This is a genomic window from Streptomyces sp. NPDC032745 (genome assembly GCF_055579465.1).
In genome coordinates, this window is record NZ_JBVING010000007.1 from 355,979 (window position 1) to 382,553 (window position 26,575).

Below are 26,575 nucleotides of genomic sequence, written 5' to 3' on the forward strand. Positions count from 1 at the left end.
GGCTCACCGGCGCGCCGCGACCAGCCTCGGCATGTCGCGGGCGGCCTCCACCAGGAACCAGGCCGGCAGCACCGGCAGGCCGTCGGCGTCGTCGGCGATGACCGTCTGGGCGACCTCGACGGAGATCTCGGCGAGCTGCACCAGCAGGGACTTCGCGCGGTACGCGGTCTGCCGGACGGCGGGCGAGACGTGCTCCTTGCGTTCCGGGAGCTCCTTGACCAGGCGTCCGCGGAAGGCCTCGGCGAGGTAGTAGAGCAGATCTCGGTCGGCGGGGCGGGTGGGCCAGGAGGCATCGCCCTTGATGATCGCCTCGATGCCGAAGGTGTGGCGGACGATCTTGGCGTAGCCGCAGAAGGAGACGGCGTGCGCCGGGGTGAGGGTGCCGTGCGCGACGATCTTGAGGGTCTGCTCGTCCAGGCCGGTCCCGAAGGAGTGCAGGGCGTCGGAGAGCATGTGCCAGGAGCGCGGGGTGGAGAAGGGCTCCTCGGTCTTGGGCGGCGCGGACCACAGGTGGTCGGGGCGGTCGGTGAGGTAGTCGGTGATCCACGGGTGGATGCCGTTCTCCCCGGCCCAGACCAGCCAGTCCTGTGCGGAGGCCTGCAGATGTACGTGGGTCAGCCGGTTGACCAGCGCGGAGGCGATGGGCCGGGCCAGCGCGTTGTCGGTGGCCCGGTTGCCCGCGCCGATCACGATGGAGCCGGCCGGGAGCTCGTAACTGCCGATCCGGCGGTCCAGGATGAGCGAGTAGAAGGCCTTCTGGACGTCCGGGGTCGCGGCGTTGAGCTCGTCGAGGAACAGGCAGTACGGCTCGTCGCGGGCGATGGCCTCGGGCGGGCAGAAGACCGACCGGCCGTCACGGATCTGAGGTACCCCGATCAGGTCCTCCGGCGCGAGCTGCGTGCCGAGCAGGCTGACGCACTCCAGGCCCAGGGAGTCGGCGAACTTCCGTACCAGCGAGGACTTGCCGATCCCGGGTGCCCCCCAGAGGAACACGGGCCGCACGGTGGCGAGGCCCAGCAGCAGTTCGGGGATCTGGGCGGGGGTGACGGTGACGGCAGCCTGCACGAGAAGCGGTCCTCAGGGGTGGGGTACGTGGCGCGCCCAGTGTGGGTGCACCACGTACCCCGAGGCATCCGGTTTTCCGCCGCGGGCGGTTGCCGGGTGTTTCAGTGCTCCAGCAGGTGCTTGAGCTTCTCCTCGTTGCGCGGCATCTCCTTGCGGGCGTACGGCTTGACCACGAGCGGTGCGATGACCCTGCCGATGCCGTGGCCCTCGAATTCGAGGTCGAGGGTCACGCGCGAGCGCTTCCCGCCGTCGAGGGGTTCGATGGTCCCGCGCACATCGCCCCGTACGGGTCCGTCGAGCCCGTGGAGGCGCCAGCTGCGCGGTGGGTCGAGCTCCTTGACCTCCATGGTCATCGGGAACTCCCGCTTGCCCATGCGCCGGGTGACCTTGACCTTCGAACCGACGTGGAGGGGTGCGCCGTCGAGCGGGCGGGCGGAGACGGCGCTGTCCTGCCACTCCGGCAGATGCGTGGGGTCCGTCACGTAGTCGAAGACGTCTTCGGGACTGCGGGAGATGTCGATGCTTTCTCTGATCGCGGACATGGCGACCTCTTTACTGCCCCCTGCTTGTCCTCTCTCTTCCTCTCGTTCCAAACTACCGCGCAGGTCAGGCGGTCGCGCGGTGCTTTCGCGCGGACATCGCGGCGTAGACGAGGACGCCCGCGAAGAGGAACAGGACGCCCTGGTAGACGGCCGCGTAGCCGGAGCCGGCGACGAGCCACATCGAGAAGCCGAAGGCCAGGCCGGCGAGGACGCCGTCGCGGACCAGGCGGCCGCGGTGGACGCGCCCGGACTGCCCGGAGAGCAGGAAGTAGATCTGCGCGGCGGTGGAGAGCAGGTAGGGGACGGTCGCCGTGAAGGTGGTGACCAGGACGAGGACCTCGAAGACCCCGTCCGAGCCGGCGGTGTAGTTGTAGACGGTCAGGCCGGAGGCGAGGGCGACGGTGACGAGCACGCCGATCACCGGGACTCCCCGCTTCTTCGTCTCGAAGACCTTAGGGAAGAGCCCGTCGCGGGCGGCGGCGTACGGGGTCTGCGCGCTGAGCAGGGTCCAGCCGTTGAGGGCGCCGAGCATCGAGATCACGGCCGCGCAGGCGACGAGGGTGCCGCCCCAGGTGCCGCCGGCCCCTCCGTCGACGGAGAACATGGCGTTGACGGCGTCGGTGAACGGGGCCTCGGAGGCGACCAGCTTCTCGTGGGGGACCAGGCCGAAGACGGAGAGGGTGCTCAGCAGGTAGACGGCGGCCGCACCGGCGGTGCCCAGGATCGTGGCCCGGCCGACGTTGCGGGCCGGGTCGCGGACCTCGCCCGCGCTGACGGCGGCCGATTCGACGCCGAGGTAGCTGAAGAGCAGGATCGCCGCAGCGGCGGAGACCGCGCCGACGGGGCTCTGGCCGGTGGCCTGGAAGGGGCCGAGGTTCGCCGGGTCGAAGAAGAACAGCCCGCCCACCGCGACCAGCAGGAGCGGGGCGAACTTCAGTACGGTGGCGACCAGTTGGACGGCGCCGACGTAGCGGGTGCCGGCCAGGTTGGCGAGCGCCGGGAGCCACTGCACGGCGAGGGCGGCCAGGCACATCGCCGCCTTGTGCTCCCCGATGGCCGGGAAGAGCACGGTGATGTAGCCGACGGCCGCCACGGCGAGGGCCGCGTTCGAGACCCAGGCGGTGATCCAGTAGCTCCAGGCCGCGAGGAAGCCGGCGAAGTCGCCGAACGCGGCGCGGGCGTAGACGTAGGGGCCGCCGGTCTGCGGGAGCCGCTGCGAGAGCCGGCCGAAGACGAGGGCGAGGGCGATCGCACCGGCGGTGAGCACGCCGAAGGCAACCAGGCTGATCGTGCCGAAGGGCGCCACCGAGGCGGGCAGCAGGAAGATCCCGCCGCCGATGATGTTGCCCATGACCAGGCAGGTCGCGATCGGCAGGCCGAATCGCCGGGCGTGGGGGCCCGAGCCCTGCCCGGGGGGTGCGGCGGCCTCGGCGGGCAGGGTTGCGGTGCTGGTCATCGGTGGTGCGCCTCTGGATGTCTCACATGCTGGGCAGGGTCAACACATGGTTGACCAGCGCGGAGGTGCCACAAAATCAGCGGATTTCGTCCCGCGCGGGCACCCCTGCGGAAGGAAGGCTTCCGCCATTTGCGCCCCCGGGCCGGGGTTCCTCCACCGGCTGTCCCGCGGGCCTCGCCGCGGGCTGCCCCGCGGGGTGCCCTTCGGGGTGCCCCTCGGCCCGGACCGCAGGCCGCCCCGCGGGGTCCGCCACCGACCCGCCCACCGCCGACCCGCCCACCGGCGGAGCCACCGGCACCTGGGGCCCGTCCGCCTCCCGCAGCCAGCGCCGCAGCACCTCGTGCACCGCCTCCGCACCCACCAGGTCGGCGGCCGGCTCCGACAGCTGCGTCGGCCACATCAGGAACGGGTGCCCCTGCTCCCCGCCCAGGCCGCCGTGCGAGCCGATCTGCTCCTCGAAGGCGTGCACCGACCCGGTCCGCGGGTCGTACGCCGAGTTCACCATGACGTCGGCCACGTGCGGGAAGGCGTCGGTCCGGCGGACCGCCTGCGCCGCACCCGGTCCGAACCGGGCCAGCAGCTCCTGGGCCGCGCCCGGCTCGTCGAGGCGGGCCGCCGCCCCGCCCGGGCCCAGCACCTGCCCGTCCACCAGCAGGAACCCGATGCCCGGGTGGTTGACCAGGGTGGCCAGCAGGGCGGGGTGCGCCCGCTCGATCCGCTCCCGCGAGGCCCGGCCCGGCACGTCCGGGAAGGAGATCAGCCCGAGGTTGCCCGAGGCCAGCACCACCGGGTCCGGGCCCCGCTCGGGGTGAGCCTCCGCGCCCTCCTCCACCGGCCGGTGCAGGGCCGCCAGCACCGCCGCGCGGGCCTCGGCGCCGCTGCGGGTGCCCCCGGCCCGGCGGGAGACCGGCAGCCCGCAGCCCGCGCGGACCAGGTCCTTCAGCGTCAGCCCGTACCGGCCCAGGAAGGTCTCCCCCGGGCTCTGGCCGTGGTCCGACAGCAGCACGATCCGGTACTCCCGGGGTGCGTGCTCGGCGACCCGGGCGATCAGCGCGAGGCTCCGGTCGAGCCGGGCCAGCACCTGGTCGGTGTCCCGGCCGTGCGGCCCCGAATGGTGCGCGACCTCGTCGTAGGCGACCAGGTCCGCGTAGATCGCGGCACGCCCGGCGAGCATGTCGCCGATCACCGCCGCCACCACGACGTCCCGTTCGACCACCGTCGCGAAGGCCCGGATCAGCGGGTACAGCCCGCCCCGGGCGACCCGCGGCCGCTCCCCCCGCAGCCGGGCCCGCAGCGCCTGGCCGAGCTCCCGGGCGACCTCGGCGACGAAGGAGAGCGCGGTGCGGACGGCATTGGCCGGGTCGGAGAAGTACGCGAAGTAGCCCGCGCGGGAACGGTTCGCCCGGCCCCGCCGCGCCGAGACCGACAGGACGAGGGCCAGCTGGTCGGCGCCGCCGCTGAACAGGTTGCCCCGGCTCGCCCCGTCGAGGGTGAGCAGCCCGCCGTCCCCGGTGCGGGTGATGGCCCGGCGCTGGAGTTCGGCGGCGCTGGTGGGCCGGTTGCAGACCACCACCTCGCCGGTGTCCTTCTCGTACCAGCGGAAGGCGGGCACGTCGAAGTTGGAGCCGTGCAGGATGCCGAGCTGGCTGGCGCCGGTCTGGCTGGACCAGTCGGTGCGCCAGGACGTGATGCGGTGGCTCCCGTTCAGCCAGCCGGCCACCGTGGGCATCAGGGCGCTGCCCGCGGCGCGCCGCAGCGCCTCGTACCCGACCCCGTCGAGCTGGAGGAAGACCAGTCCGGGGGCGGTCTCCCCGCCGCCGGACGCGCCCTTGTGCCGCAGTCGCCGGCGGCGGCGGTCGGCGAGCCGGTAGAGCCTGCGCCGGTACGCCTCGTCGTCGCGTACGGCGAGCGCGGTGGAGGTCGCCGAGGCGACGGCGGACATCACCGCGGCCACCACCACGGCGGTCTCCGGGGCCACTTCGCCGCGCCCGGACGGGATCAGGCTGAGCGCGAGCAGCAGCAGCGAGCCGTTGAGGAAGAAGACGAGCAGGCCGAGCACCAGGGCGGGCACCAGCAGCAGCGCCCGGACCAGCACCGGCCACACCAGCGCGCTCAGCAGGCCGAAGGCTCCGGCGCCCCAGGCCGCGGTCAGCCCGATCTCGGTGACGCTGTCGCCGTCGCCGGACTGCAGCCGGAAGTCGGGGAGGATGCCGGCCAGCGCGAGCATCGTGAGGGTGGACACCGCCCAGACGATGATCACCCGTGCCAGGGCGCTGCCCGTGGTCCGCCACCGTCCTCGCCACACGCCGTACCGCCTCGTGTCTCCCCCGGACCCGCGCCCCGCGCGCGGCCGCGCCGCACCCTCCAGCGTCGCACAGGGCGGCGGAGGAGGCCGGGTGACAGGGGTGGCGCACGGACGTACGGAAGGCGCGGCGCGGGGAGCCGGGGCGCGGGGCGGGAGTGGGGCTGCTACGTGCCGTCGTATCCGGCGGTCGGCATGGACAGCCGGCGGTGCACCTCGGCCTTCATGGCGGAGGTGTACTGCGGCTCGGCGAGTCCGGCGGTCTCCAGCCGTACGCCGCGCCGCTCGCACTCGGCGGTGAACTCCTCGACGGAGCGCAGCGCGCGGGCCAGTACCCGGTGGTTGGGGGCGACGAACAGGTCGACCTGCCCGGCGTCGACGTCGCACCAGAGCCCGCAGTGGTCGGCGCGCAGCCCGTAGAAGAGCAGCTCCCGCGTCACGACGTAGCCCTGGCCGGCGGCCCAGCGGGCGCACATGGCGTGCTGGCTCCGGGTGTCGACGACGAAGGGGTCGGTGTCCAGATCCTCGAGCGGGGCCAGGCTGGCGATCGCGGCCACGCGCAGCTCATCCATGCCGCCCGACCCTACTCCGATCCGCCGCCCGGGAGGAGGGGGCTGCGGCCTTCGGTTCCGGGCGCAGCGACGGGGCAGGCTCCGAGCGGCGGCGTGGAGGCGTGCCCCATTTCGCCGGGGCCGCTTAGGCTCGAGAGGTCCGGGGATACGAGGGCGACGGGGAGGCCGGGTGTCGGTGGAGATCACCTGGTGGGGGCATGCCACGTGCACGGTCGAGGACTCCGGGGTGCGACTGCTGACGGATCCGCTGTTCGCGCGGCGGCTCGCGCATCTGCGGCGGCGGCGCGGGGCGCTGCCCCCGCCGGAGGCGGCCGAGGCGGACGCGGTGCTGGTGTCGCATCTGCATGCCGACCATCTGCACCTGCCGTCGCTGGCCCGGCTGGCGCCCGGGACCCGGCTGCTGGTGCCGCGCGGGGCACGGCGGGCCGTGCCGGGGCTGGCGCGGGTCGCGGGGGTGCGCGGGCTGGCGGTCACGGAGATGGCTCCGGGCGACGAGGTCGGCGTACGGGCCGGCGTTCGGGTTCGGGCGGTCAGTGCCCGGCACGACGGGCGGCGGCTGCCGTTCGGTCCGCATCTCGCGCCGGCACTCGGGTACGTGGTCCAGGGCTCGGCGCGGACGTACTTCGCCGGGGACACCGGGCTGTTCGACGCGATGGCCGAGGAGGTCGGGCCGGTGGACGTGGCGCTGCTGCCGGTCGGCGGCTGGGGCCCGTACCTGGGGCCGGGGCACCTGGACGCGGGCCGGGCGGCGCAGGCACTGGCCGCACTGGCGCCGGCGGCGGCGGTGCCGGTGCACTACGGGACGTACTGGCCGATCGGGCTGGACGCGGTGCGGCCGCACGAATTCCACGCGCCGGGCGAGGAGTTCGTACGGCGGGCCCGGCAGCTGGCGCCGAAGGTGACGGTTCGGGTGCCCGGCCACGGCGAGCGGGTGCGGCTGCCGTGACGTGGCGCGAGCTGGCGGCAGCGGCGGCGGGGGCGGGGGTCGGCCAGGCGCCGCCGGAGACGACCCAGCAGGCGGTGGGCTACCCGGCGCTGTTCCTGCTGGTGGCACTGGGGGCGCTGGTGCCGGTGATCCCGACGGGGGCTCTGGTGAGTACGGCGGCGGTGGTGGCGTTCCATCACCAGTCGCTGCCTTTCGGGCTGTTGATGGTGTTCGCGGTGGGGGCGGTCGCCGCGTTCACCGGGGACGTGGCGCTGTACTGGCTGGGGCAGCGCGGGGTGCGGTCCCGCAACGGCTCGCGCTGGCTGGAGGCGCTGCGCGGGCGGGCGACTCCCGAGCGGCTCGCGCAGGCGCAGCACAAGCTGGACGAACACGGGGTCCTGGTCCTGGTGGTCTCCCGACTGGTGCCGGCGGGCCGGATCCCGGTGATGCTGGCCTGCCTGCTGGCCCGCCTCCCGCTGCGCCGGTTCGCCCGCGGCGACGCCCCGGCCTGCCTGGCCTGGGCGGCGACGTACTGCCTGATCGGCATCCTGGGCGGCTCCCTGTTCCCGGAGCCCTGGAAGGGCGTGGCCCTGGCGGTAGCCCTCACTCTCCTGATCAGCGCAGCCCCCGCCCTCTGGCGACGCTTGCGCAGCCTCTGACCCGCCTGCTCCCCGGCCCCGGGGGCTATACGGCCCGGGAGCCGCCGATCGGCAGATCCCACAGGTCCTCCCGGACCAGCCCGGCCCGCGCCCACGCCGCCCGCACCCGCTGCAACGGCTCCATCACCGGCTCCGCAGAGAGCACGAACGTCCCCCAGTGCATCGGCGCCATCCGCCGCGCCCCCACGTCCAGGCAAGCCTGAACGGCCTCCTCCGGATCCGCGTGGACATCGCTGAGCCACCACCTCGGCGCGTACGCGCCAATCGGCAGCAGGGCCAGGTCGATCCCCGGATGACGCCGCCCGATCTCCCCGAACCAGTGCCCGTACCCCGTGTCCCCCGCGAAGTACACGCTCCTCGGCGTCGCGGCCCGCGTGTCGGTCAGCACCCAACCGCCCCACAGGGTCCGGCAGGTGTCGAGCAGCGACCGCTTCGACCAGTGGTGCGCCGGGACGAAGTCGAAACGTACGCCGCCCAGTTCCGCGCACTCCCACCAGTCGAGCTCGGTGACCCGGGTGAAGCCGCGCCGCCGGCACCAGCGGGCCAGGCCCGCCGGGACGAAGAGCGGGGTGTGCCGGGGCAGCCGCTTGAGGGTGGGGGCGTCGAGGTGGTCGTAGTGGTTGTGGCTGATCACCACCGCGTCCACCGGCGGCAGCTCCTCCCAGCGGACTCCCACCGGGGTCATCCGCGCCGGTGTGCCGAGGATGCGCCGGGACCAGACGGGGTCGGTCAGTACGGTCAGCCCGCCGACCCGCAGCACCCAACTGGCATGTCCCGCCCAGGTGGCGCAGAGCGTGCCGGCGCCGGCCGCGGGCAGCGGGGCCGGGGCGTACGGGAGGTCCGGAATGCCGCGCAGCCCGTCGGGACCGGGCCGGAACGCACCCTCGCGGGCAAGCCGCGCGAAGGCCCGCACGCCGGGCAACGGCGTAGTGAGCCGATCGGCGAAGGACCGCGGCCAACTCCGCACCTCCCCCAAAGCCCGCGGCGCACCGCGACCGAGGTCAGGGCCCGCAGAACCCGGACCGGGGCGCCCGAAACCGGGAGCCGCTGGGGCCGGACCGGGACCGGGACCGGGGCCGGGGGCCGGACCGCGGCCGGGACCGGGGGCGGGACCAGGGGCGGGGGCGGGACCGGGGGCGGGGGCGGGACCGGGGGCCGCGAGGCCGACGCCTGAACCGGCGGAGCCGGAACCCGAGCCGCCACGGCCGGAGCCGGGGGCCGCGAGGGCGGGGGCTGCCGAGTTGGGGGCTACCGGGTCGGGGGCCACGGGGGCTGGGGCCGTGGGGGTGTCCGTCTGGTGCCTCATCAAGAGCTCTCCGTTCACCGCACAGCGGGCTCGTCGCGACGGTCGGCGAAAGTCGGTCAGGAGGTCAGCCCGGCCAGGACCGATCCGAGGAGGTCCAGGGAGCGCCGTACGTGCGGGAGCGCGAGCGGGTCGCGCGCGGTGAGCGCGGCGAGCCGCTCCTCCGGAGTGGCACCGAGCAGCGGACCGGTCGACAGACGGACCCGCAGCGCGCCCAGGTCGTCCGCGAAGCGCTGCCCGCCGGGGGTGGGTGCGCCGAGCCGGCCGCCCAGGTAGTCCTCCAGTTCCATGGCGTCGCGGACCCCCTGCCGCGCCAGACCGGCGCGCAGCGGGTTCAGGTCCGCGTACAGGTGCCGCCCGGCCTGCGGCGGCCGCGCGAGGGCGCCGACGGCCAGCAGCTCCCGGTGGGCCGCGGCGGCGACCACCCCGTGCAGCGCGGCCGCGGCGTAGGCCCGGCCGACGACCGCGTCGGGCTCGTCGAGGGCGTGCGCGGCAGCCCCGGCGACCGGGCCCGCGACCAGGGCGCCGGTCGCGGTGAGGATGTCGAGGGTCCGGGCCCGCAGCCAGGTGCCGCGCGGGGTGCCCGGGAAGCGGACCACGGCGGCGGGCCACCCGGCGGGCAGCAGCGCACCGGACAGGTCCAGGAGTACGGCGGCCGAGTCGGGCAGCATCTCGGCCGGGCTCAGGACGAGGGTGTCGTGCGGCCGGTGGACGGTGTCGCGCCAGCTCTCGTCGCTCACGACGAACAGCCCGGCGTCCCCGGCGGCCTCGCAGGCCTCGCGCAGCAGTTCGGGCGGGGGCACCGTCGCCGTCGGGTCGTCGGCCACGGAGAGCAGCAGCACGCGCGGGTCGCCGCCCTCGGCGCGCACCCGCCGTACGGTCTCCAGCAGGGCGTACGGGTCCGGGATGCCGCCGCACTCGGCCGGGGTCGGTACGTGGTAGGCCCGCCGTCCCAGCAGCCGGACCTGCGGCGTCCACCAGGCGGGACAGGGCCGGGGCAGCATGACATCGCCCCCGTACGCACCGAGCAGCGCCAGCAGCAGGCCGGGCGCGCCGGGCCCGGCGGCCACGTTCTCCGGCTCGGTGGGGAGCCCGCGCCGCCCCCAGTGCCGGCACGCGGCCTCGCGTACGGGGTCCCCGCCTCCCGGGGGTTCGGGGGCGGACCGTTCGGCGGCCGCGGCGATCACGGCGGTGAGCTCGGGCAGCACGGGCAGGCCGGGCTGGGGCGCGGGCGGCCCGTACCGGACCGGACCTCGGCCCTCCGCCGTGCGCTGCATCCCCGACACCTCGCCGCCCTGCCTTCCCCGTTCCGTACGTACCGCCGACTCCGTACGTGCCGCCGACCGGCCATGCCCTTGACCATGCCCTTTATACGGTTATTTGCGGGGGTACGCCTGTTGTCGCCCTGCGGGGGGTCAGAGGGCCACGGGCTCGGGGATCAGCCCTGCCGGCCCACCAGGGCCAGCAGCCGGGTCTGGGCGTCCGCGCCCGCCGGCACGTCCAGCGGCGCCGCGAACAACCCGCTCGCCGCGAGCCCGTCGGCGTACGGCATGACCTCCTTGAGCGAGAACTCGACCAGGCCGTCCGGGAGCCGGTCGTCGGCTCCGATGGCCCGGGAGAGGTCCCAGGTGTGCACGACGCAGTCGGCGGTCAGCTCCGCGCAGTACGCCCGGCCCAGCGCGGGCCCGTACGAGAGCCTGACCGTGCGGTCCAGCGCACCGGGCGCGGTGAACGCGGCGTGCGCGGCGGCCGCCGCGCGGTCCCAGGTCCCGGCCGGGTCCTGGCCGAGCACGTCGCCGGAGAACGCGTCGCCGATGTCCTCGACGGTGCGGCCGTCGGAGATCATCGGCGGGATCCAGAGCTGTTCGCCGGTGACGTGGTTGACCAGGTCGCGCACGGTCCATTCCGTACACGGGGTCGGGGCCTCCCATTGGCCGACCGCGACGGCGTGCACCCGCTCGCCGAAGAGCCGCAGGGCCTCGGCGTGCTGTTCGAGCAGCGTGTCCGGCATGGCTTCCACCGTCCTCTGCCAGCGGGTCCCGTCTCTGGAGCCCACTGTCCTCGCACCTGCTCTGCGCTGCCACCGACCTGCCCGACCTCCTTGCAGCACAAGGAGGATGTCCACATGTCAAAACACATATCTCATATCCCGAACCATCCCCTACGGTGATCACAACGCTTCAACGACGAGGAGGAGCCGGGCCATGAGTGCCAGGGAAACGGCCGTCTACACGCACGGGCACCACGAATCCGTTCTGCGCTCGCACCGCTGGCGCACCGCCGCGAACTCGGCGGCGTACCTGATCGCCGAGCTGCGGCCGGGGATGTCCGTCCTGGACGTGGGCTGCGGCCCGGGCACGATCACGGCGGACTTGGCAGAACTGGTCGCGCCGGGCGGCCGGGTGACGGCGGTCGACGCCGCGCAGGACGTCCTGGAGCAGGCCGCGGAGTACGTGCAGGAGCGCGGCCTGGCCGGGTCGGTCACCTTCGCCACGGCCGACGTCCACGCACTGGACTTCCCCGACGACTCCTTCGACGTGGTCCACGCCCACCAGGTGCTGCAGCACGTCGGCGACCCGGTGCAGGCGCTGCGCGAGATGCGGCGGGTGTGCCGGCCGGGCGGCATCGTGGCCGCCCGGGACGCGGACTACGCGGCGATGACCTGGTACCCGGCGGAGCCGGGCCTGGACGAGTGGCTGGGCCTGTACCGCCGGGTGGCCCGCGCGAACGGCGGCGAACCGGACGCCGGGCGCCGCCTGCTGTCCTGGGCCAAGGCGGCGGGCTTCACGGAGGTGTCCTCGTCGGCGACGGCCTGGTGCTTCGCCACCCCCGAGGAGATCGCGTGGTGGTCCTCCCTGTGGGCGGACCGTACGACCGCCTCGGCGTACGCGTCCCGCGCGACGGGCGGCGGTCATGCGACCGCAGCCGAACTGTCCGCCGTCGCCGAGGCCTGGCACCGCTGGGCCGCAGCCCCGGACGCCTGGTTCTCGGTCCTGAACGGCGAAATCCTGGCACGGGCCTGACGGGACCGAAGGCTCGCCCGCCCCCGCCCCCGCCCCCGCCCCGGCCCTACGTCGGCGGGCGCATGCGGAAGTTGTACGACGGGGGGAGCGGGCGGTCCGTCACGCGGCTCCAGACCTCCGAGAGGATCTCGTCGCCCTCGCGGAGGTCGGGCAGTTCGAAGCCCTCCTCGAACACCCGGCGGGCCGCGCCCACATGGCCCTCCGCCGCCAGCAGCCGGGCGGCCAGCAGGCGGAACCGGCCCTCTTCGCGGAGCGCCGGCCGCAGCCGGTCCCACACCGCCCGCGCCGCCGGCAGACGACCGGCCGCCAGCAGCGCCGTCATCGCCTCCCGCCCCAGCGCGGACTCCGCGGCCGTCCACGGCTCGCCGCCCCGGCTCTCCTCGGCCAGGTCCTCGAAGGCCTCGGCGAACCGCTGCGCGGCCCGCGCCGGGTCGCCGGCCAGCGCGTCGGCCACCGCCAGGCAGCGCAGCAACGGCCACCGCGAGGGCGCCAGCGCCAGGCCGCGCTCCCAGCTGCGCACCGCCTGGGCCACATCGCCCGCGTGCCACTGGGCCACGCCCAGGTGGTATTCGGTCAGCGGATCCGCCGGGGCGGTCTCCAGCATGTCCCGCCAGTGCGGGGCCACCAGGCTGGGCCCCGGCGGTGCGACCCGCCGCGGGGCGGGGAAGACCCCGGTCCGCCAGAGCTCCAGCCAGGGCGCCTGCGCCTCACCGAGCCCCGCTTCCCCGAACGGGGTGCCGGGCAGCTTGTGCCCGCCGCACAGCACCTCCAGCGCGCCCCACCCCGAGCCCGCCGCCAGCCGCTCCCCGGGCTCCGTATCGGCGGACCCGCGCCACGCCTCGTACGCCTGCTCGACCCGCTCCCGGGGCAGGGCCGCCGCCAGGGCCGTCTCCGCGGCGGACCGGGCCGCCGCCCAGTCGGGGCCGTGCACCGACGCCGGGTCCGCGGCCAGGGGCCCGTAGGCCTCCAGCCAGCTGAACTCCGCCCCGGCCTCGAGCCGTACGTGCTCCAGCTGGGTCCGGGCGAGGCCGGCCTGGATCTCGGCGTAGCCGCCGGTGCCGGGCTCGGTCAGCCACTCCTGCCAGCGTCGGCCGCCCTCCCCCGCGCCCCAGACGAACAGCTTGCGTCCGCGCAGCCGGGCCGTGGACGTCTGGACGAGCCCGTGCCCCCCGGCGTCCAGCGAGGCGATCCAGGGCCGGGCCCCGGCCGGGACCTCGTAGAAGAAGTCGGCCGGGTACGTGCTGCGCAGCGGGTACGTGCGGTCCTCGCCCTCCCACTGCGGTACGCCGATCCGCCGCAGGGCCCGCTCGTACCCGAAGTGCCAGGCCTCGTCGGCGGGGGCCAGCACCCGCGTGCCGGGGTCCTCCGGGACGGCGATGTTCGACCACCAGTAGACGGGGGCGGACCGCTCGTGCGGGTTGCGGATGCGGACTCCGGCGTACAGGAACTCCGAGTCCTCCGGCAGCCACAGGTCCACCTGGAACGGCAGGTCGCGCAGCCGCTCCCATTCCCAGAGCCGGACCATCACGCCCCCGTCGGGCGCCGGTACGAGGGCAGCGTGCAGCGGGGCGCAGGAGAGGGTGGTGTGGCCGGTGGCGCCGATGTTCCACTCGATGCCGCCCGAGAACCAGGCGCCGTTGAGGGCGAAGTTTGCGGGCTGGAACACCGGGTTGCGGTACAGCAGTTCACGACCGGTGGGCACGTGCACGAGGGAGTGGACCCGGCCGCCGAGTCCGGGCAGCACGGTGACCCGCAGGTGTGCGTTCTCGATGACGACTGCCTCGAACTCGCGTTCCTGCCTGCGCCGTTGGTACCCGTCCAGCAGGCGTACGGGCAGCAGCGAGCGCAGCGGCCCATACCCGATCTGCCGGGCCATGTCGCGCGGCAGCCCCTCGCGCCTGGGCTGGGGGAGCTCGTCCGATGCGTGCGCGTCGGCGGGCGAGCGCAGGACGGGCAGCGGGTTCTCGGGCCCCAAGGGGGCGGCGGGCAGGGTCAGTACGGCGCGGCGGACGGTGGTGGCCATGCAGGAAATGGAACACGCCACGGCGGCCGGTGCACAGGGGTTCCGCGGATCACCACCGGTCAGGATTACGCAAAGCCCTGGCCGGAGCGCTACCCGAACGGCCCGGCCGCCCGGGACGATCCCCGGCTACGCGAACGCCCCCGCGACCAGGTCGGCGAGCAGCGCCCCGGCCCGCAGGTCCGGATCCAGGTCGGGATCGTAGATCGTGACGTTGAGGCCGACGCACCGCGGGGAGCCCACCAACACGGCGAGCAGCTCGGCCAGTTCGCCGGGGAGCAGTCCGCCGGGGTCGGGGCTGTCGACGGCCGGCATCACGTCCGGGTCCAGTACGTCGGCGTCCAGGTGGACCCAGAACCCGGCGGTGTCCGGCGGGTGCAGCCCGACCAGCGCGGCACGCGCCACCGGGGCGGCGCCGCGTGCGCGGATGTCCCCGACGGTGGCCGCGGAGATCCCCGCCGCGCGCAGCTCCGGCAGGTCCTGGTCGCCGTCGCGCAGCCCGAAGAGCCGTACGTCCTCGTCCCGGAGGTAGGGCCCGAGCCCCTCCAGGTCGGCGAGGCCGGCCTGGCCGCGGCCGGTGGCGAGGGCGAGCTCCTCCCCGGCGGCGGCCCCGACGGGCCCGTTGACGGCCTCGTTCCCGGGGTGGCGGAAGTCGGCGGAGCCGTCGATCGCGGCCAGCCCGTACCGTCCGAGACGGCGCATGGCGAGGGAGGCGCCGAGCTGGATCGAGCAGTCCCCGCCGAGGACGACGGGGAACTCCCCGTCGCGCAGGTGCGTCTCGATCCGGTCGGCGAGGGCGACGGTGTACGCGGCGAGCGGGCCGGCGTGGAAGACCCCGTCGCCCTCCTTCCAGCTGCCGCGGTCGTAGCGCGGCGGCACCACGACCCCGCCCTCGCGGGCGCCGAGCCGGCTCAGCAGGCCCTGGTCGCGCAGGGCGCCCGCCAGTTTGTAGACACCGGGGACGGTGCCGGGCGCGGACGGGCGCAGGCCCAGGTTGGACGGGGCGTCGAGGAGCACCAGGCTTCGCATGCCATCATCCTGCGCGATCGGCGCCCGCAGGACCACACATCTCGGCGGTGATCGCCCAGCGCTCGTGATCGCGCCAGGCCCCCTCGACGAAGAGGAAGTCCGGCGAGAACCCCTCCAGCCGGAACCCGGCCCCGCGCACCAGCGCGAGGGACGCGGCGTTGCCCGGCTGGATGTTGGCCTCCAGCCGGTGCAGTCCCGGGCCGCCCTCGTCCTCGGGGGTGAAGGCGAACTCCACGACCAGCCCCAGCGCCTCCCGGAACAGCCCGCGCCCGGCGGCGTGCGCGAAGGCGCCGTAGCCGAGCGCCCCGCAGTCGAAGGCGCCGCGGACGATGTTGTTGACGTTGACGAACCCGGCGATGGCCCCGGTCTCGCGCTCGCAGACCAGGAACCCCGCGCGGCTCCCGCCCTCGATCAGGCGCGTCGCGTACGGCTCGTACTCTTCGATCGTCGCCGGCGGGGACAGCCACGGCCGGTGGAGGTCCCGGCTCTCGTGCACGCGTGCGGTGAACTCGGGGCCGTCGGCGAGCCGGAACGGCCGCAGGCCGACGTGCTCCCCCTCGCGGAGGTACGTGGAATATGACATCCGCCCAGGCTATGAGGTGTGGCAGGATCCCCGGCATGATCATCGACGAGGACACCGGAGAACTGCTGCGCGCGGCGGTACGCAACAACGCCGAGTGGTGCGCGGCGGTCAGCGGCGTCGGCTCGTTCGCGGCCGACGCGTGGACCAGTGCGCGCCGCACCCCGCCGTACTACCCCGACGGCGTGACCCTGACCCCCGAGGCCTCGGCGGACGCGCTGCTGGCCGGCATGGACACCGACTCCCCCGGCTGCTCGGTCAAGGACAGCTTCGCCGTGCTCGACCTGGCTCCGGCGGGCTTCGAGATCCTGTTCGCAGCGCAGTGGATCCACCGCCCGGCGCAGGCCCCGGCTCCGTCCGCGTCCGCCCTGGCCTGGTCCCGTGTCACCGACGCCGGGGAGCTGGCCGTCTGGGAGGCGGCCTGGGACGGCGGGGAGAGCACCGGCCTGTTCCACCCGGGCCTGCTCACCGAGGAGATCGCCTTCTTCGCCGGCCGGTCCGCCGACGGCCGCGTCGTCGCCGGCGCCGCGGCCAACCGGACGGGCCGGGTGGTCGGCCTCTCCAACGTGTTCACCGCGGACGGCACCCCGGACGACGAGGCGTGGACGGGCGCCCTCACGGCGGTCGCGGACCTCTGGCCCGGCCTGCCGGTCGTCGGCTACGAGGCCGGGGACGACCTGGACACCGCCGTCCGCCACGGCTTCGCCGCGCTCGGCCCGCTCCGCGTCTGGCTGCACACCGCCTGACCACACGCCCTACATGGGCCCCGGCGCCAGCACCACCTTCGGGACGTCCGTCCGGTCGATGCCGAACACCTGGGTGTACAGGGAGAGTTCGGCCTCCAGCGCGCGGATCATGGTGTCCGCCCGCCGGAAGCCGTGGCCCTCGCCCTCGAACGCGACGTACGCGTGCGGGACCGGCCGCCCCCGCAGGGCGGCCAGGAAGCGCTCCGCCTGGGCCGGCGGGCAGACCGGGTCGTCCAGGCCCTGGAGCAGCACGAAGGGGGCGGTGATCCGGCCGGCGCGGGCCACCGGTGACCGCTCGCGGCAGCGTACGGCCAGGGTCTGCGGGGGTCCGGCCAGGCCGTCGATGTACCGGGACTCCAGGTCGTGGGTCTCCTCGGCGAAGCCCAGCAGGTCCAGCACGGGGTAGATGATCGTCCCGCAGGCGTACAGGTCGGTGGCGGCCAGCGAGGCCGCCGCCGTCCAGCCGCCCGCGCTGGCGCCCCGGATGGCGAGCCGGTCCGGGTCCGCGGTGCCCTCGGCGGCCAGCGCCCGGGCCACCGCGGCGCAGTCCTCCACGTCGACGACGCCCCACTGCTCGCGCAGCCGCTCCCGGTAGGCGCGCCCGTAGCCGCTGGATCCGCCGTAGTTCACCTCGGCCACGCCGATGCCGCGCGAGGTGAAGTAGGCGATGTGCAGGTCGAGTACGGGCGGCACGTGGTCGGTGGGGCCGCCGTGCGCCCACACCACGTACGGGGGCAGTTCGTCGGCGGGGGCCCGCCGCGCGGGGTGGTGCGGCGGGTAGACGTGGGCGTGGATCTCCCGGCCGCCCGGACCGAGGAAGGTCCGGCTCTGCGGTTCCGGGTAGTACGAGGGGTCCACCGGGTCCACCCCGGCCGCGCCGACCACCCGGGCGTGGCCGTCCACGGTGTCGAGCTCCACCACCTCGTAGGCGCTGCGCGGACTGGCGGCGACCCCGTAGACGCGGCTGCCGTGCGCGGCGAGCGTGGGCTGCCAGGCCGTCCACGGCCCGGCGGCGTCCACCAGGTCGCCGCTCTCCGGGTCGAGGACGCCGAGCACCGAGGAGCCCTGGCCGTGCAGGACCGCGAGGAGCCCGCCGGGAAGCGGGGCCAGCCAGCTCAGCCCGGGCTTCCACAGGGGGCCGCCGAACTCCTCCTCGCGCGGGCACAGGTTGACGGCCTCGCCGGTCGCCGCATCCACCCGGTACGGGTTCCACCAGCCGCTGCGGTCGCTGACGGCGAGGAGATCCCCGCCGGGGGTCCACTCCACCTGCGCCACGGACTCCTCGGGACCGCCGAGCACCGTACGGGCCCCCGTCAGCGTCCCGTCGGCCGCGACGCCGGCGAGGCGCACCTCGGTGCCGTCCCACGGCATCCGGGGGTGGTCCCACACCAGCCAGGCCGCGTGCAGCCCGTCGGGGGACAGCCGGGGCCCGGTGGTGAACCGGTGCCGGTCGTCGGTCAGTTCGCGTACGAGGGACCGGTCCTCTGCGGCCGAGCCGTCGAGTGGTACGGCGGCCAGGACACGGCGTACGTCCGTCGGCGCCGGGCCGGTGAACTCCTCGAGCACGCACCAGACTTCACCGTCCCGCAGGACGGGGTCGGCCCAGCGCAGCCCGCCGCCGACCGCGGATACGGGGGTGAGGGGCCGCGGGGCGGGGCCGCCGGGCGCGTCGGGCTCGTACGCGTACATCCGCTGGTCGGCGAAGTGGACGAACACCACCAGGGGCCCGCCCGCCGGCCGTTCGGTGCCCGCCCAGGGCCGGCCGCCGTACTCGGTGACGCGGCTGCGGACGTTCCACGGGGCGGGCAGCACGGAGGCCTCGGGGCCACCGTCGGCGGGCCGGCGCACCAGGGTGCGGCGGCCGCCCTCGGCCGGCCGGGGCTCGGTCCACCACACCTCGGGGCCGACGGTTCCGAGGTACTCGGGCCGCCCGTCGAGCGAGGCGGCGACCGCCGCGTCGATGGGCGAGGGCCAGCTGCCGTAGGGCCCGGTCGGCACCGCCATCACCGGCTCCCCCTCACAGGGTCCGCAGGGCGTGGTCGAGGACGCGCACGCCGAAGTGCAGGGCGTCGACGGGGACCCGCTCGTCCACGCCGTGGAAGAGGGACCAGTAGTCGAAGCCGGGCGGCAGTTTCAGCGGGGAGAAGCCGTATCCGGTGATCCCGAGCCGGGAGAACTGCTTGGCGTCCGTGCCGCCCGCCATGCAGAACGGCACCACGTGCCCGTCGGGGTCGAAGCGCTCCACGGACTCGCGCAGGATCGCGAAGGTCCGTCCGTCCACGGGGGCTTCGAGGGCCACCTCGCGGTGGTGGAACTCCCAGGTGACGTCGGGGCCGGTGAGTTCGTCGAGGGTGGCGATGAACTCGGCCTCGCTGCCGGGCAGCATCCGGCCGTCCACGTAGGCGGTGGCCGTACCCGGAACGACGTTGAGCTTGTAACCGGCGCTGAGCATGGTCGGGTTGGCGCTGTTGCGTACGGTCGCCTCGACGAGGACACCGGCCGGGCCGAGCTTGCCGAGGACGGCGTCGAGGTCGAAGCCGCGGGCGCGGGGGTCGACCGACAGGCCCTGGAGGGCGGCGAGTTCGGTGATGCAGGCGGCGACCGTGCCGGTGAGCCGGACGGGCCAGCGGTACTCGCCGATCCGGGCCACGGCGGCGGCGAGCCGGCTGACGGCATTGGCCCGGTTGGGCTTGGAGCCGTGGCCGGCCGTGCCGTGGGCGGTCAGCTTCAGCCAGGCGGTGCCGCGTTCGCCGGCCGCGATCGGGTAGAGGGCCTGGCCGGGGCCGTTGTGCACGGTGAAGGCGCCGGATTCGCTCAGGCCCTCCGTACATCCCTCGAAGAGGTGCGGGTGCTGGTCGGCGAGGAATCCCGAGCCGTCGACCGCACTGTCCTCCTCGTCCGCGGTGTAGGCGATCACGATGTCGCGGCGCGGCTGCACACCTACGCGCGCCCAGGCCCGTACGACGGCCAGCACCATCGCGTCCATGTTCTTCATGTCGACGGCGCCGCGGCCCCAGACCACCCCGTCGCGGATCTCGCCGGAGAAGGGGTCCACGCTCCAGTCGGCGGCCTCGGCGGGGACCACGTCGAGGTGGCCGTGGACGAGCAGGGCCTCGGCACCGGGGTCGGTGCCCTCGATCCGGGCCACCACGTTGGTGCGGCCGGGCGTGCGTTCCAGCAGGACCGGCTCGAGGCCGGCTGCGGCGAGCCGCTCGGCGACGTACTCGGCGGCGGGGCGCTCGCGGCAGTCGCCGCCGCCCCGGTTCGTGGTGTCGATGCGGATCAGGCCGGAGGTGAACTCGACGGCCTCGTCGAGCGCCACCCGGTCGACGGGGGATTCCCCGGCGGAGGGCTCCCCGGCGGGGGTCTCCTCGGCCGGGCGCTGGGAGGTGACTGCGGGCATGTCAGCCATACTGCTCCTCCACGGCTGCCGAGACGACCGTCGTGACCGCCTTGAAGGTGCGGATCCCCTCGTACATCGTCTCGCTGGTGTACGCGACCCTGCGCTCCCCGGAGCGTTCGACGCCCGGGACGACGGTGGCGGCCATCGCCAGGTGCTCGGCGTCGAACTCCAGCTCCACGGTGTACGGCCCGCCGGGCGCGGGTTCCCGGCGTCCGGCGAGGGCCGCGGCCTCCTTGGCTGCGGCCCGGATGTCGGCGGCGGTACGGGCCGGGGTGCGGCAGACGGCGGCGTAGCGGGAGACGTGGTCCTTGACGGCGACCTTCACCGCGTCGGGGGCGTAGCCGTCGGCGTCGACGCAGGTCAGGTCGTCGCCGGTGACGAGGACGACCGGCACTCCGTACTCGGCGACGACGTGGGCGTTGAGCAGTCCCTCGCTCGCACGGGTCCCGTTCAGCCAGACCCCGGTGATGGAGTTGGCGAGGTAGGTGTGGGCGAGGACGCCCGGCGTTCCGGCACCGGTGTGGTAGCCGACGAAGGCGATGCCGTCGACGTCGCCGTGCTGGACCCCCTCGACCATGGTGAGGGACTTGTGGCGGCCGGTGAGCAGCTCGGCCCGCTCGTCGAGCTGTTCGAGCAGCAGGTTCCGCATGCTCCAGTGGGCCTCGTTGATGAGGACCTGGTCGGCGCCGCCGTCGAGGAAGCCGAGTACGGCGGCGTTCACGTCGGAGGTGAAGAGGTGGCGGCAGCGCTGCCACTCGGGCGTGCCGGGCAGGACGTCAGCGGGCCAGGTGACGCCCGTGGCGCCTTCCATGTCGGCGGAGACGAGGATCTTCATCGGGCTCCCTGGGCGGTCGGCTGCCACGGCGCGGCCGACACGGACGGAGCCGTCCACGCAGGCTTCCACCCTAAGGGCTGTCCCGCAATCCCCGGCGGATCAGCGCGCGGCGTCGGACGCGGTGCATCGCAAGGCGCAGGAGCGTCCCCATACCGGGCGCACCCGGGCGCTGGGCGTATCCGGGCGTTCCGGCAACGCGGCGAGGTGCCGTGGCCGGCGTCGTGCGCCCGCCGGGGATGACGGGACGGCCCTTGGCCGCCCGGGCCCGCTGCGGCCGGGGGCCACGCCTGGGCGCCCGCCCGCAGTGTCGCCGGGAGGTCACGCCCGGGCCGGGGGCTCACCGCCGCCGGGAAATCCACCCGATCCGGTGAGCCGCCCGGCGTCGCTGCCGGGCAACGGCCTTGCTCAGCCCTCGACTTCGGCGGCCAGGTTGGCCAGCAGGGTGTCGTAGATCCGGCCGAGGCCCTTGGGGGCGAAGGTGCGCTCGAAGAAGCCGCCGATGCCGCCGGCGCCGTTCCAGACGGTGGTGACCACGGCCTTGGACTTGCCCTCGCCGGCCGGGGTGACGACCCAGGTGGTGACCATGGTGGAGTTGCGGTCCTTCTCCACGAGCTGCCCGTCGGTGGGCTCGGTGACCTCCAGCAGGCAGTCGCGTACGCGCTTGCTGGTGGCCTGGAGCTTCCAGTGGACGAGGGTGCCCTCGCCGTCGCCGCCCTCGCGCACCTCGTACTCGCTGAAGTGCTCGGGCAGCACCTTCCCCCGGGTCCCGGTGTAGTCCGCCAGCGCGTCGAACACGGTCTCCGCGTCAGCCGCGATGATCCGCTCCGTGGTGGCCTCGACCTGCGCCATAGCTGTTCCTCCAGCAGTTGTCTTCGCTCGTCGGCGGCAAGCCAACCACCTCCGGGGCAAGGGCCCAAATCCGGGTCCCGGGCCGCCCGGTCCGGCTCATGGAGCCTCCCACCGGCCCTCGGCGGCGATCGGGCGGGTCACGGGCCGCACGATCATGGGAACGTTTGTTCTATTCTCGGGCCGAGCTACCGAGGGAGGCGCTGATGCGCTGGGACAATCTGACCGACGGACCCGGGACCGCGGCGAACGCTGGGGCGCTCTTCGGGGCCGGCTCCGTCGTCACGCGGACCTTCGACACCCCCGAGTTCCGCGGGATCACCTTCCACGAGGTCCGCGCCCGCTCGGTCCTCAACCGGGTGCCCGGGGCCTCGCGGATGCCGTTCGAGTGGACGGTCAACCCGTACCGCGGGTGCAGCCACGCCTGCGTGTACTGCTTCGCCCGCAAGACCCACGGCTACCTCGACCTCGACACCGGCATCGGCTTCGACTCCCAGATCGTCGTCAAGACCAACGCCCCCGAACTGTTGCGCCGCGAACTCGCCTCGAGCCGATGGACCGGCGCGCACATCGCCATGGGCACCAACGTCGACTGCTACCAGCGCGCCGAGGGGCGCTACCGGCTGATGCCCGGGATCATCGAGGCCCTGACCGAGCGGGCCAACCCCTTCTCCATCCTGACCAAGGGGACGCTCATCCTGCGCGACCTCCCCCTCCTGCAGCAGGCCGCCGAAGTCGCCGACGTCGGCATCTCCGTATCCGTCGGCTTCACCGACACCGCCCTGTGGCGGACCGTCGAACCCGGCACGCCCTCCCCCGCCGCCCGGCTGGCCGCCGTACGGGCCCTCGCCGATGCAGGGATCGAGTGCGGGGTGCTGATGGCCCCGGTGATCCCCTTCCTCGGGGACTCCCCCGAGCAGCTGCGGGCCACGGTGCGGGCCGTCGCCGAGTCCGGGGCGACCTCCGTGACACCCCTGGTACTCCATCTGCGGCCGGGCGCCCGCGAGTGGTTCGCGGCGTGGCTGCGGGCCCACCACCCCCACCTCGTCGAACGGTACGAGCGGATGTACGCCGGCGGCTCGTACGCGCCCACCTGGTACCAGCGGCAGATCACCCGGCAAGTCCACGAGCTCGCGGCGGAATTCGGCATCGGCCCCTCCCGGCAGACCGCGGCCCGCAGGATCGCCGTCCCCGAACGCCCGGCCGAGCCCGCGCCCGCCGGCCCCACCCAGCTCAGCCTCCTGTGACCTCGTACGGCCCCTGAAAGCTCATCACATCGGGCCAATCAGCAGCCCAATACCGCCTTCCAGGCATGGTTTCCGGGACGATTCCGCCCAGAACCCTCGGCTGGGAGGCCCCATGCTGCACCCCGCGAAGAAGCGCGGCCCCTTCACGAAGCGCGCCGCCGTCCTGCTCTCGATCGCCACCGCGACCGTGGCCGCCGTCGTCACGAGCCCGGCCGGCGCCACGCCGACGGCGGCGGCGGCGCAGGCCCGCGCCGCCGCCGCGCCCGCCGCGCTGCGCTGGACCGGCTGCGCCACCCAGCGCTACCCGACGCTGCAGTGCGCCTCCCTCAAGGTCCCGCTGGACCACGACCGGCCCGCGGGCCGCCAGATCTCCCTGGCCCTGACCCGGGTCCCGCACACCGCCGCCACCTCCCAGGGCCCGCTGCTGGTCAACCCCGGCGGCCCCGGCGGCAGCGGCCGGGCCCTGGCCGGGTTCATCGCCTCCGCGCTCCCCAAGGACGTCGCCGCCCAGTACGACGTGATCGGCTTCGACCCGCGGGGCGTCGGCAAGAGCGAGCCCACCCTCGACTGCGGGCCCGGCCACTTCACCCCCGTACGCCCGGACTCCGTCCCGCGCGACCTGCAGACGGAGCAGGCCAACCTGGAGCGGGTGAAGTCCTTCGCCGAGTCCTGCCAGGCCAAGCACGCGGACGTGCTCCCCCACATCGGCACCGTCTCGGCCGCCCGCGACATCGAGGTGCTGCGCACCGCCCTCGGCGCGGCGAAGGTCAGCTACTTCGGCTACTCGTACGGGACCTACCTGGGCGCGGTGTACGCCAAACTCCACCCGGACCGGGTGCACCGCCTCGTCCTGGACTCCGTGGTCGACCCGGGCGGGGTCTGGTACGAGGACAACCTCGCGCAGGACCAGGCCTTCGACGCCCGCCACAAGGCCTTCCTGGCCTGGGTGGCCCGGTACGAGGAGAAGTACAAGCTCGGCGACGACCCGGTGGGGGTCGAGGAGCGCTGGTACGCGATGCGGGACGCCCTGCGCACGACACCGGCGGGCGGCAAGGTGGGCCCCTCGGAGCTGGAGGACACCTACATGCCGGGCGGCTACTACAACGGCTACTGGCCGGTCCTCGCCGAGGCCTTCTCGGCGTACGCGGTGGCCGGGGACCCGAAGCCGCTGGTGGCGGCGTACGAGCGGTTCGGGGCGGTGGAGCCGTCCGCGGGCAACAGCTACAGCGTGTACACGGCGGTGCAGTGCCGCGACTCGGCCTGGCCGAAGGACTGGAACCAGTGGCGCACGGACATGTGGCGCACCCATGCGAAGGCTCCGTTCATGACCTGGAACAACGGCTGGTACAACGCCCCGTGCGCGTTCTGGCAGACGGAGCCGCTGGCGGCGCCGGACGTGACCAACGCCGACCTCCCGCCGGCCCTGCTCCTCCAGGCGACGGACGATGCGGCGACCCCGTTCGAGGGGGCTCTGAGCATGAAGGGGAAGCTGAAGGGCTCGGCGCTGGTGGTCGAGGAGGGCGGCGGCAACCACGGGGTCGCGCTCAGCGGCAACAAGTGCCTGGACGAGAAGGTGGCGGCGTACCTGCGGACGGGCGGGGCCTCGGACGCCACCTGCCCCGCCCAGGCGGCCCCGGAGCCGACCGCGGCCACCCGCGCGGTGCCCCCGTCGGCGGGCGGCACGGCGCTGCACGGCCTGCTGGGCTTCCGCGGCTAGGGGCGGTTCGCGAGTTCGCCGATTCGCCGGTTTGCCGGAGTTTGTGCCGGATCGGCGCCACTCGTACCGGCTCCGCCCGGCCCGTCCCCGACGCTGCGGTGAACAGGGGCGGGCCGGACGGGTATGAGCCAGGGTCCCTGCGGTGAAGCAGCACATACCCCTACTCGCCTGGCGGAGGACCGCCGAGGCCCCGGCCGCCACCGGTGCGCGGCTCGGCTGGCTCGACGCGCTGCGCGGCTTCGCCGCCCTGGTCGTGGCCCTGCACCACTTCGGCGTACTGCGGATGCTGCCGTTCGGCGAGCCGGTCCGGCGGAACTTCGACCTCGGCGATCATCCCGGCCTCGCTGGAGCGCCGGGGCGACGTCCGGGCCTTCTGGATCGGCCGGATCTTCCGGATCTACCCGGCCCTCGTCGTCGCCCTGGCCGCCTCGATCGTGATGCTGCCGGCCGGGGACGGATCGACCGCGCTGCTGCGCACCGGTGACAACCTGGGCCTCGCTGGTCGCGAACGGCCTGATGCTCCAGGACCTGCTCGGCGTCCGCACGGCATGAACGTCACCTGGACCCTCTGCTACGAGATGGTCCTCTACTTCTTCTTCACCGCCCTGTTCACACGTGGCCTGCACCGGCACAGCGGCGCGATCGCGGCGGCCTTCGCCGACGCCGCGCTGGCGATCGGCACGGCCCTGGCCCCGCAGCTGCTGCTGACGGAGCTTGGCTCGGTCCATGCCGGCGCAGCGTCTGGGCCGGCGGGTCCAGCGGGCGGCGGAGCGCCGCCGGCCGTCCGCGCCGGCCACGGCTGCGGCCGGTCCCGATGTGATCCTGGTGCCCCGGCAGCCGGACGGCGCGGGCCGCGGGCCCGCCGCCGTCCACGCGCAGGGCGAACCGCATTCGGCGTCCCGCTGACCCCGCCTACTGGCCCTGCCTACTGGCCCGCAGGTATCGGCAGCACCGCGAACGCCTCCACCTCCAGCAGGAGTTCGGGCCGGAAGAGGGCGACGACCTGGACGGCCGAGGAGGCCGGCTGCCGGTCGCCGGGGATGACGGCGTCGCGCGCCTCCCGTACCGCCGGGAGGTGCGCGACGTCCGTGACGAAGTAGGTCAGCTTCACGACGTCGTCGAAGGTCGCCCCGGCCGCTGCCAGGCAGCGCCGCAGGTTCTCGAACACCTGGCGGGCCTGCGCGGAGGCGTCGCCCGCGCCGACGACCTCGCCCTGCTCGTCGAAGGCGCACTGGCCGGAAATGGCGATGAACCGCCCGGTGCCCCAGGTGACATGGCTGTAGCCCGTACCGGGGTGGACGCCCTCCGGCGCGGCCAGGCGGGTGATGTGGCTGTCGTTGCGTTCGCTCATACGAGCGATCATGTCAGCCGAGCGCGCGCAGCGCGGCCGTCGCCGCCACGGCGAGGCGCGGATGGGACTGGGCCCGGGTCAGCACCTCACGGGACCGGGGGTCGCCGAGGGCGCCCAGCCCCTCGACACAGGCCAGGGCCACCCGCCAGTAGGGATCGTGCGGGGACAGCAGGCGGGCCAGGGTAGCCGTCAGGACCGGCGCCGACTCAGGGGCGCGCAGGGCCGTGAGCAGCCGTACGGGCTGGAGTGCGTAGGCCGTGCGCAGGGTGTTGGTGGCGAGGGCGGCCGCCGCGCGGGCGGTGCGCGGGTCCCCCAGTACGGCGAGCGCCTCGGCGGCGGCCGCGCAGCGCGGCGGGTCCCGGTGGTTGAGCAGCAGCACGAGCGGCTCGAAGGCCCGCCGGTCCCCGGCCAGGCCGAGGCGGTAGGCGGCCAGCTCGCGGGCCCACAGGGGCAGCCCGGCGGTGGTCAGGGAGGCCGCCAGCTCGTCGGGGGCCGCCGCGAGCAGTTCCTCGTACGGAGGGGACTGCCCGGATTCCGTTCGCAGGCGCTCCAGCACGTCGTTCACCCGGCCACCCTAGGGGGGTGCGGGCGCCGCCGCGGCGGGTTTCCACAGATGGGTGATCGATGATCGATGATCGGTACATTTGGGCGGTACAGGTCACATCTCCGTGCTCTGGCGCGCCAGTTACCGGCGGGTTACGCTCCCTTCAACGTACGAGGCCGGCCTGGTGACGCAGCCGCCCCGTACCAGTCGGTTCGGTACCTCGTGTTCGGTACCTCAGCACATCAGGCACCTCGTGTACCTCGACTGCCTCGAGTGCATCTCGTGTACGGCGCGGCCCCGGGACAGGGTCCGCCGCTCTCCTCGCCCGCCCTTCCCCGGGGCCGGGATCTCTGCCGCGCGTCGTGCGCCGCGCGCCGCCCTCAGTCGTCACCCTCTTCCACTGGAGTCCC

Annotated in this window: 25 protein-coding genes; 7 read left to right on the top strand and 18 right to left on the bottom strand. The window is 74.5% G+C overall.

The window, feature by feature from the left end; translation table 11 throughout:
* Nucleotides 1–3: 3 nt before the first annotated feature.
* The 5 genes from ACZ5WG_RS20745 to ACZ5WG_RS20765 form a co-directional block, all read right to left on the bottom strand.
* A complete protein-coding gene (locus tag ACZ5WG_RS20745; protein WP_468724930.1) occupies nt 4–1,065 on the bottom strand; it encodes an ATP-binding protein in 1,062 nt (353 codons plus the stop codon).
* 101 nt (nt 1,066–1,166) lie between these two features.
* A complete protein-coding gene (locus ACZ5WG_RS20750) occupies nt 1,167–1,607 on the bottom strand; it encodes an SRPBCC family protein (protein ID WP_468724931.1) in 441 nt (146 codons plus the stop codon).
* A gap of 64 nt (nt 1,608–1,671) precedes the next feature.
* Nucleotides 1,672–3,063 carry an amino acid permease gene (locus ACZ5WG_RS20755; RefSeq protein ID WP_468724932.1) on the bottom strand — a complete coding sequence of 464 codons (1,392 nt, stop codon included), beginning with the start codon at nt 3,061–3,063 and terminating at the stop codon, nt 1,672–1,674.
* Nucleotides 3,064–3,139: 76 nt separating this feature from the next.
* Nucleotides 3,140–5,368 (bottom strand): phage holin family protein, encoded by a 2,229-nt coding sequence (locus tag ACZ5WG_RS20760; protein ID WP_468724933.1) that lies wholly within the window; start codon nt 5,366–5,368, stop codon nt 3,140–3,142.
* Nucleotides 5,369–5,532: 164 nt separating this feature from the next.
* Nucleotides 5,533–5,937 carry a hypothetical protein gene (locus ACZ5WG_RS20765; protein WP_266634823.1) on the bottom strand — a complete coding sequence of 135 codons (405 nt, stop codon included), beginning with the start codon at nt 5,935–5,937 and terminating at the stop codon, nt 5,533–5,535.
* Between the two features lie 169 nt (nt 5,938–6,106).
* Between ACZ5WG_RS20765 and ACZ5WG_RS20770 the strand changes: the two genes are divergently transcribed.
* Both ACZ5WG_RS20770 and ACZ5WG_RS20775 read left to right on the top strand, forming a co-directional pair.
* The gene (locus ACZ5WG_RS20770; protein ID WP_468724934.1) at nt 6,107–6,883 is read left to right on the top strand and encodes an MBL fold metallo-hydrolase; all 777 of its coding nucleotides are present in this window, start codon (nt 6,107–6,109) and stop codon (nt 6,881–6,883) included.
* Entirely contained in the window at nt 6,880–7,521 is a 642-nt protein-coding gene (locus tag ACZ5WG_RS20775; protein ID WP_468724935.1) for a DedA family protein, read from the top strand. The genes ACZ5WG_RS20770 and ACZ5WG_RS20775 overlap by 4 nt, the downstream gene beginning before the upstream one ends.
* Nucleotides 7,522–7,546: 25 nt before the next feature.
* On the opposite strand, the gene ACZ5WG_RS20780 is transcribed toward ACZ5WG_RS20775, so the two are convergent.
* The 3 genes from ACZ5WG_RS20780 to ACZ5WG_RS20790 all read right to left on the bottom strand — a co-directional run bounded on the left by ACZ5WG_RS20780 (nt 7,547) and on the right by ACZ5WG_RS20790 (nt 10,835).
* Nucleotides 7,547–8,827: an MBL fold metallo-hydrolase gene (locus tag ACZ5WG_RS20780; RefSeq protein WP_468724937.1), complete on the bottom strand. Its 1,281-nt coding sequence runs from the start codon at nt 8,825–8,827 to the stop codon at nt 7,547–7,549.
* Nucleotides 8,828–8,883: 56 nt separating this feature from the next.
* Entirely contained in the window at nt 8,884–10,101 is a 1,218-nt protein-coding gene (locus ACZ5WG_RS20785; protein WP_468724938.1) for an aminotransferase class I/II-fold pyridoxal phosphate-dependent enzyme, read from the bottom strand.
* Nucleotides 10,102–10,262: 161 nt separating this feature from the next.
* Nucleotides 10,263–10,835 carry a TIGR03086 family metal-binding protein gene (locus ACZ5WG_RS20790; protein WP_468724940.1) on the bottom strand — a complete coding sequence of 191 codons (573 nt, stop codon included), beginning with the start codon at nt 10,833–10,835 and terminating at the stop codon, nt 10,263–10,265.
* Between the two features lie 193 nt (nt 10,836–11,028).
* Between ACZ5WG_RS20790 and ACZ5WG_RS20795 the strand changes: the two genes are divergently transcribed.
* Nucleotides 11,029–11,847: a methyltransferase domain-containing protein gene (locus ACZ5WG_RS20795; RefSeq protein ID WP_468724941.1), complete on the top strand. Its 819-nt coding sequence runs from the start codon at nt 11,029–11,031 to the stop codon at nt 11,845–11,847.
* A 46-nt stretch (nt 11,848–11,893) separates the two neighbouring features.
* Here ACZ5WG_RS20795 and ACZ5WG_RS20800 read toward each other — a convergent pair whose 3' ends face one another.
* The 3 genes from ACZ5WG_RS20800 to ACZ5WG_RS20810 all read right to left on the bottom strand — a co-directional run bounded on the left by ACZ5WG_RS20800 (nt 11,894) and on the right by ACZ5WG_RS20810 (nt 15,479).
* Nucleotides 11,894–13,870 carry a DUF5107 domain-containing protein gene (locus ACZ5WG_RS20800; RefSeq protein WP_468724943.1) on the bottom strand — a complete coding sequence of 659 codons (1,977 nt, stop codon included), beginning with the start codon at nt 13,868–13,870 and terminating at the stop codon, nt 11,894–11,896.
* A gap of 126 nt (nt 13,871–13,996) precedes the next feature.
* Nucleotides 13,997–14,896 (bottom strand): arginase family protein, encoded by a 900-nt coding sequence (locus tag ACZ5WG_RS20805; protein WP_468724945.1) that lies wholly within the window; start codon nt 14,894–14,896, stop codon nt 13,997–13,999.
* A gap of 4 nt (nt 14,897–14,900) precedes the next feature.
* Nucleotides 14,901–15,479 carry a GNAT family N-acetyltransferase gene (locus ACZ5WG_RS20810; RefSeq protein ID WP_468724946.1) on the bottom strand — a complete coding sequence of 193 codons (579 nt, stop codon included), beginning with the start codon at nt 15,477–15,479 and terminating at the stop codon, nt 14,901–14,903.
* 35 nt (nt 15,480–15,514) lie between these two features.
* Between ACZ5WG_RS20810 and ACZ5WG_RS20815 the strand changes: the two genes are divergently transcribed.
* Nucleotides 15,515–16,222 carry a hypothetical protein gene (locus tag ACZ5WG_RS20815; protein ID WP_468724947.1) on the top strand — a complete coding sequence of 236 codons (708 nt, stop codon included), beginning with the start codon at nt 15,515–15,517 and terminating at the stop codon, nt 16,220–16,222.
* A gap of 9 nt (nt 16,223–16,231) precedes the next feature.
* On the opposite strand, the gene ACZ5WG_RS20820 is transcribed toward ACZ5WG_RS20815, so the two are convergent.
* From ACZ5WG_RS20820 to ACZ5WG_RS20835, 4 genes are all read right to left on the bottom strand, one after another.
* The gene (locus tag ACZ5WG_RS20820) at nt 16,232–18,226 is read right to left on the bottom strand and encodes a prolyl oligopeptidase family serine peptidase (protein WP_468724948.1); all 1,995 of its coding nucleotides are present in this window, start codon (nt 18,224–18,226) and stop codon (nt 16,232–16,234) included.
* A gap of 13 nt (nt 18,227–18,239) precedes the next feature.
* Nucleotides 18,240–19,625, bottom strand: coding sequence for a M20/M25/M40 family metallo-hydrolase (locus ACZ5WG_RS20825; RefSeq protein ID WP_468724950.1), 1,386 nt, complete (start codon nt 19,623–19,625; stop codon nt 18,240–18,242).
* Nucleotide 19,626: 1 nt separating this feature from the next.
* Nucleotides 19,627–20,460, bottom strand: a complete 834-nt coding sequence (locus tag ACZ5WG_RS20830; RefSeq protein ID WP_468724951.1) for a M55 family metallopeptidase — start codon at nt 20,458–20,460, stop codon at nt 19,627–19,629.
* A 405-nt stretch (nt 20,461–20,865) separates the two neighbouring features.
* Nucleotides 20,866–21,309, bottom strand: coding sequence for an SRPBCC family protein (locus ACZ5WG_RS20835; RefSeq protein ID WP_468724953.1), 444 nt, complete (start codon nt 21,307–21,309; stop codon nt 20,866–20,868).
* A gap of 203 nt (nt 21,310–21,512) precedes the next feature.
* Here ACZ5WG_RS20835 and ACZ5WG_RS20840 point away from each other — a divergent pair, with 203 nt between their 5' ends.
* Together ACZ5WG_RS20840 and ACZ5WG_RS20845 are read left to right on the top strand one after the other, a co-directional pair.
* Nucleotides 21,513–22,553, top strand: coding sequence for an Rv2578c family radical SAM protein (locus ACZ5WG_RS20840; RefSeq protein WP_468724955.1), 1,041 nt, complete (start codon nt 21,513–21,515; stop codon nt 22,551–22,553).
* Nucleotides 22,554–22,665: 112 nt separating this feature from the next.
* A complete protein-coding gene (locus tag ACZ5WG_RS20845; protein ID WP_468724956.1) occupies nt 22,666–24,270 on the top strand; it encodes an alpha/beta hydrolase in 1,605 nt (534 codons plus the stop codon).
* Between the two features lie 160 nt (nt 24,271–24,430).
* Here ACZ5WG_RS20845 and ACZ5WG_RS20850 read toward each other — a convergent pair whose 3' ends face one another.
* On the bottom strand, nt 24,431–24,604 hold the full coding sequence (locus ACZ5WG_RS20850) for a hypothetical protein (RefSeq protein WP_468724958.1): 174 nt from the start codon (nt 24,602–24,604) through the stop codon (nt 24,431–24,433).
* A 392-nt stretch (nt 24,605–24,996) separates the two neighbouring features.
* Here ACZ5WG_RS20850 and ACZ5WG_RS20855 point away from each other — a divergent pair, with 392 nt between their 5' ends.
* Nucleotides 24,997–25,176 carry a hypothetical protein gene (locus ACZ5WG_RS20855; protein WP_468724960.1) on the top strand — a complete coding sequence of 60 codons (180 nt, stop codon included), beginning with the start codon at nt 24,997–24,999 and terminating at the stop codon, nt 25,174–25,176.
* 19 nt (nt 25,177–25,195) lie between these two features.
* On the opposite strand, the gene ACZ5WG_RS20860 is transcribed toward ACZ5WG_RS20855, so the two are convergent.
* Both ACZ5WG_RS20860 and ACZ5WG_RS20865 read right to left on the bottom strand, forming a co-directional pair.
* Nucleotides 25,196–25,621 (bottom strand): RidA family protein, encoded by a 426-nt coding sequence (locus ACZ5WG_RS20860; RefSeq protein WP_468724961.1) that lies wholly within the window; start codon nt 25,619–25,621, stop codon nt 25,196–25,198.
* Nucleotides 25,622–25,634: 13 nt separating this feature from the next.
* Entirely contained in the window at nt 25,635–26,186 is a 552-nt protein-coding gene (locus tag ACZ5WG_RS20865) for a HEAT repeat domain-containing protein (protein ID WP_468724962.1), read from the bottom strand.
* Nucleotides 26,187–26,575 lie beyond the last annotated feature (389 nt).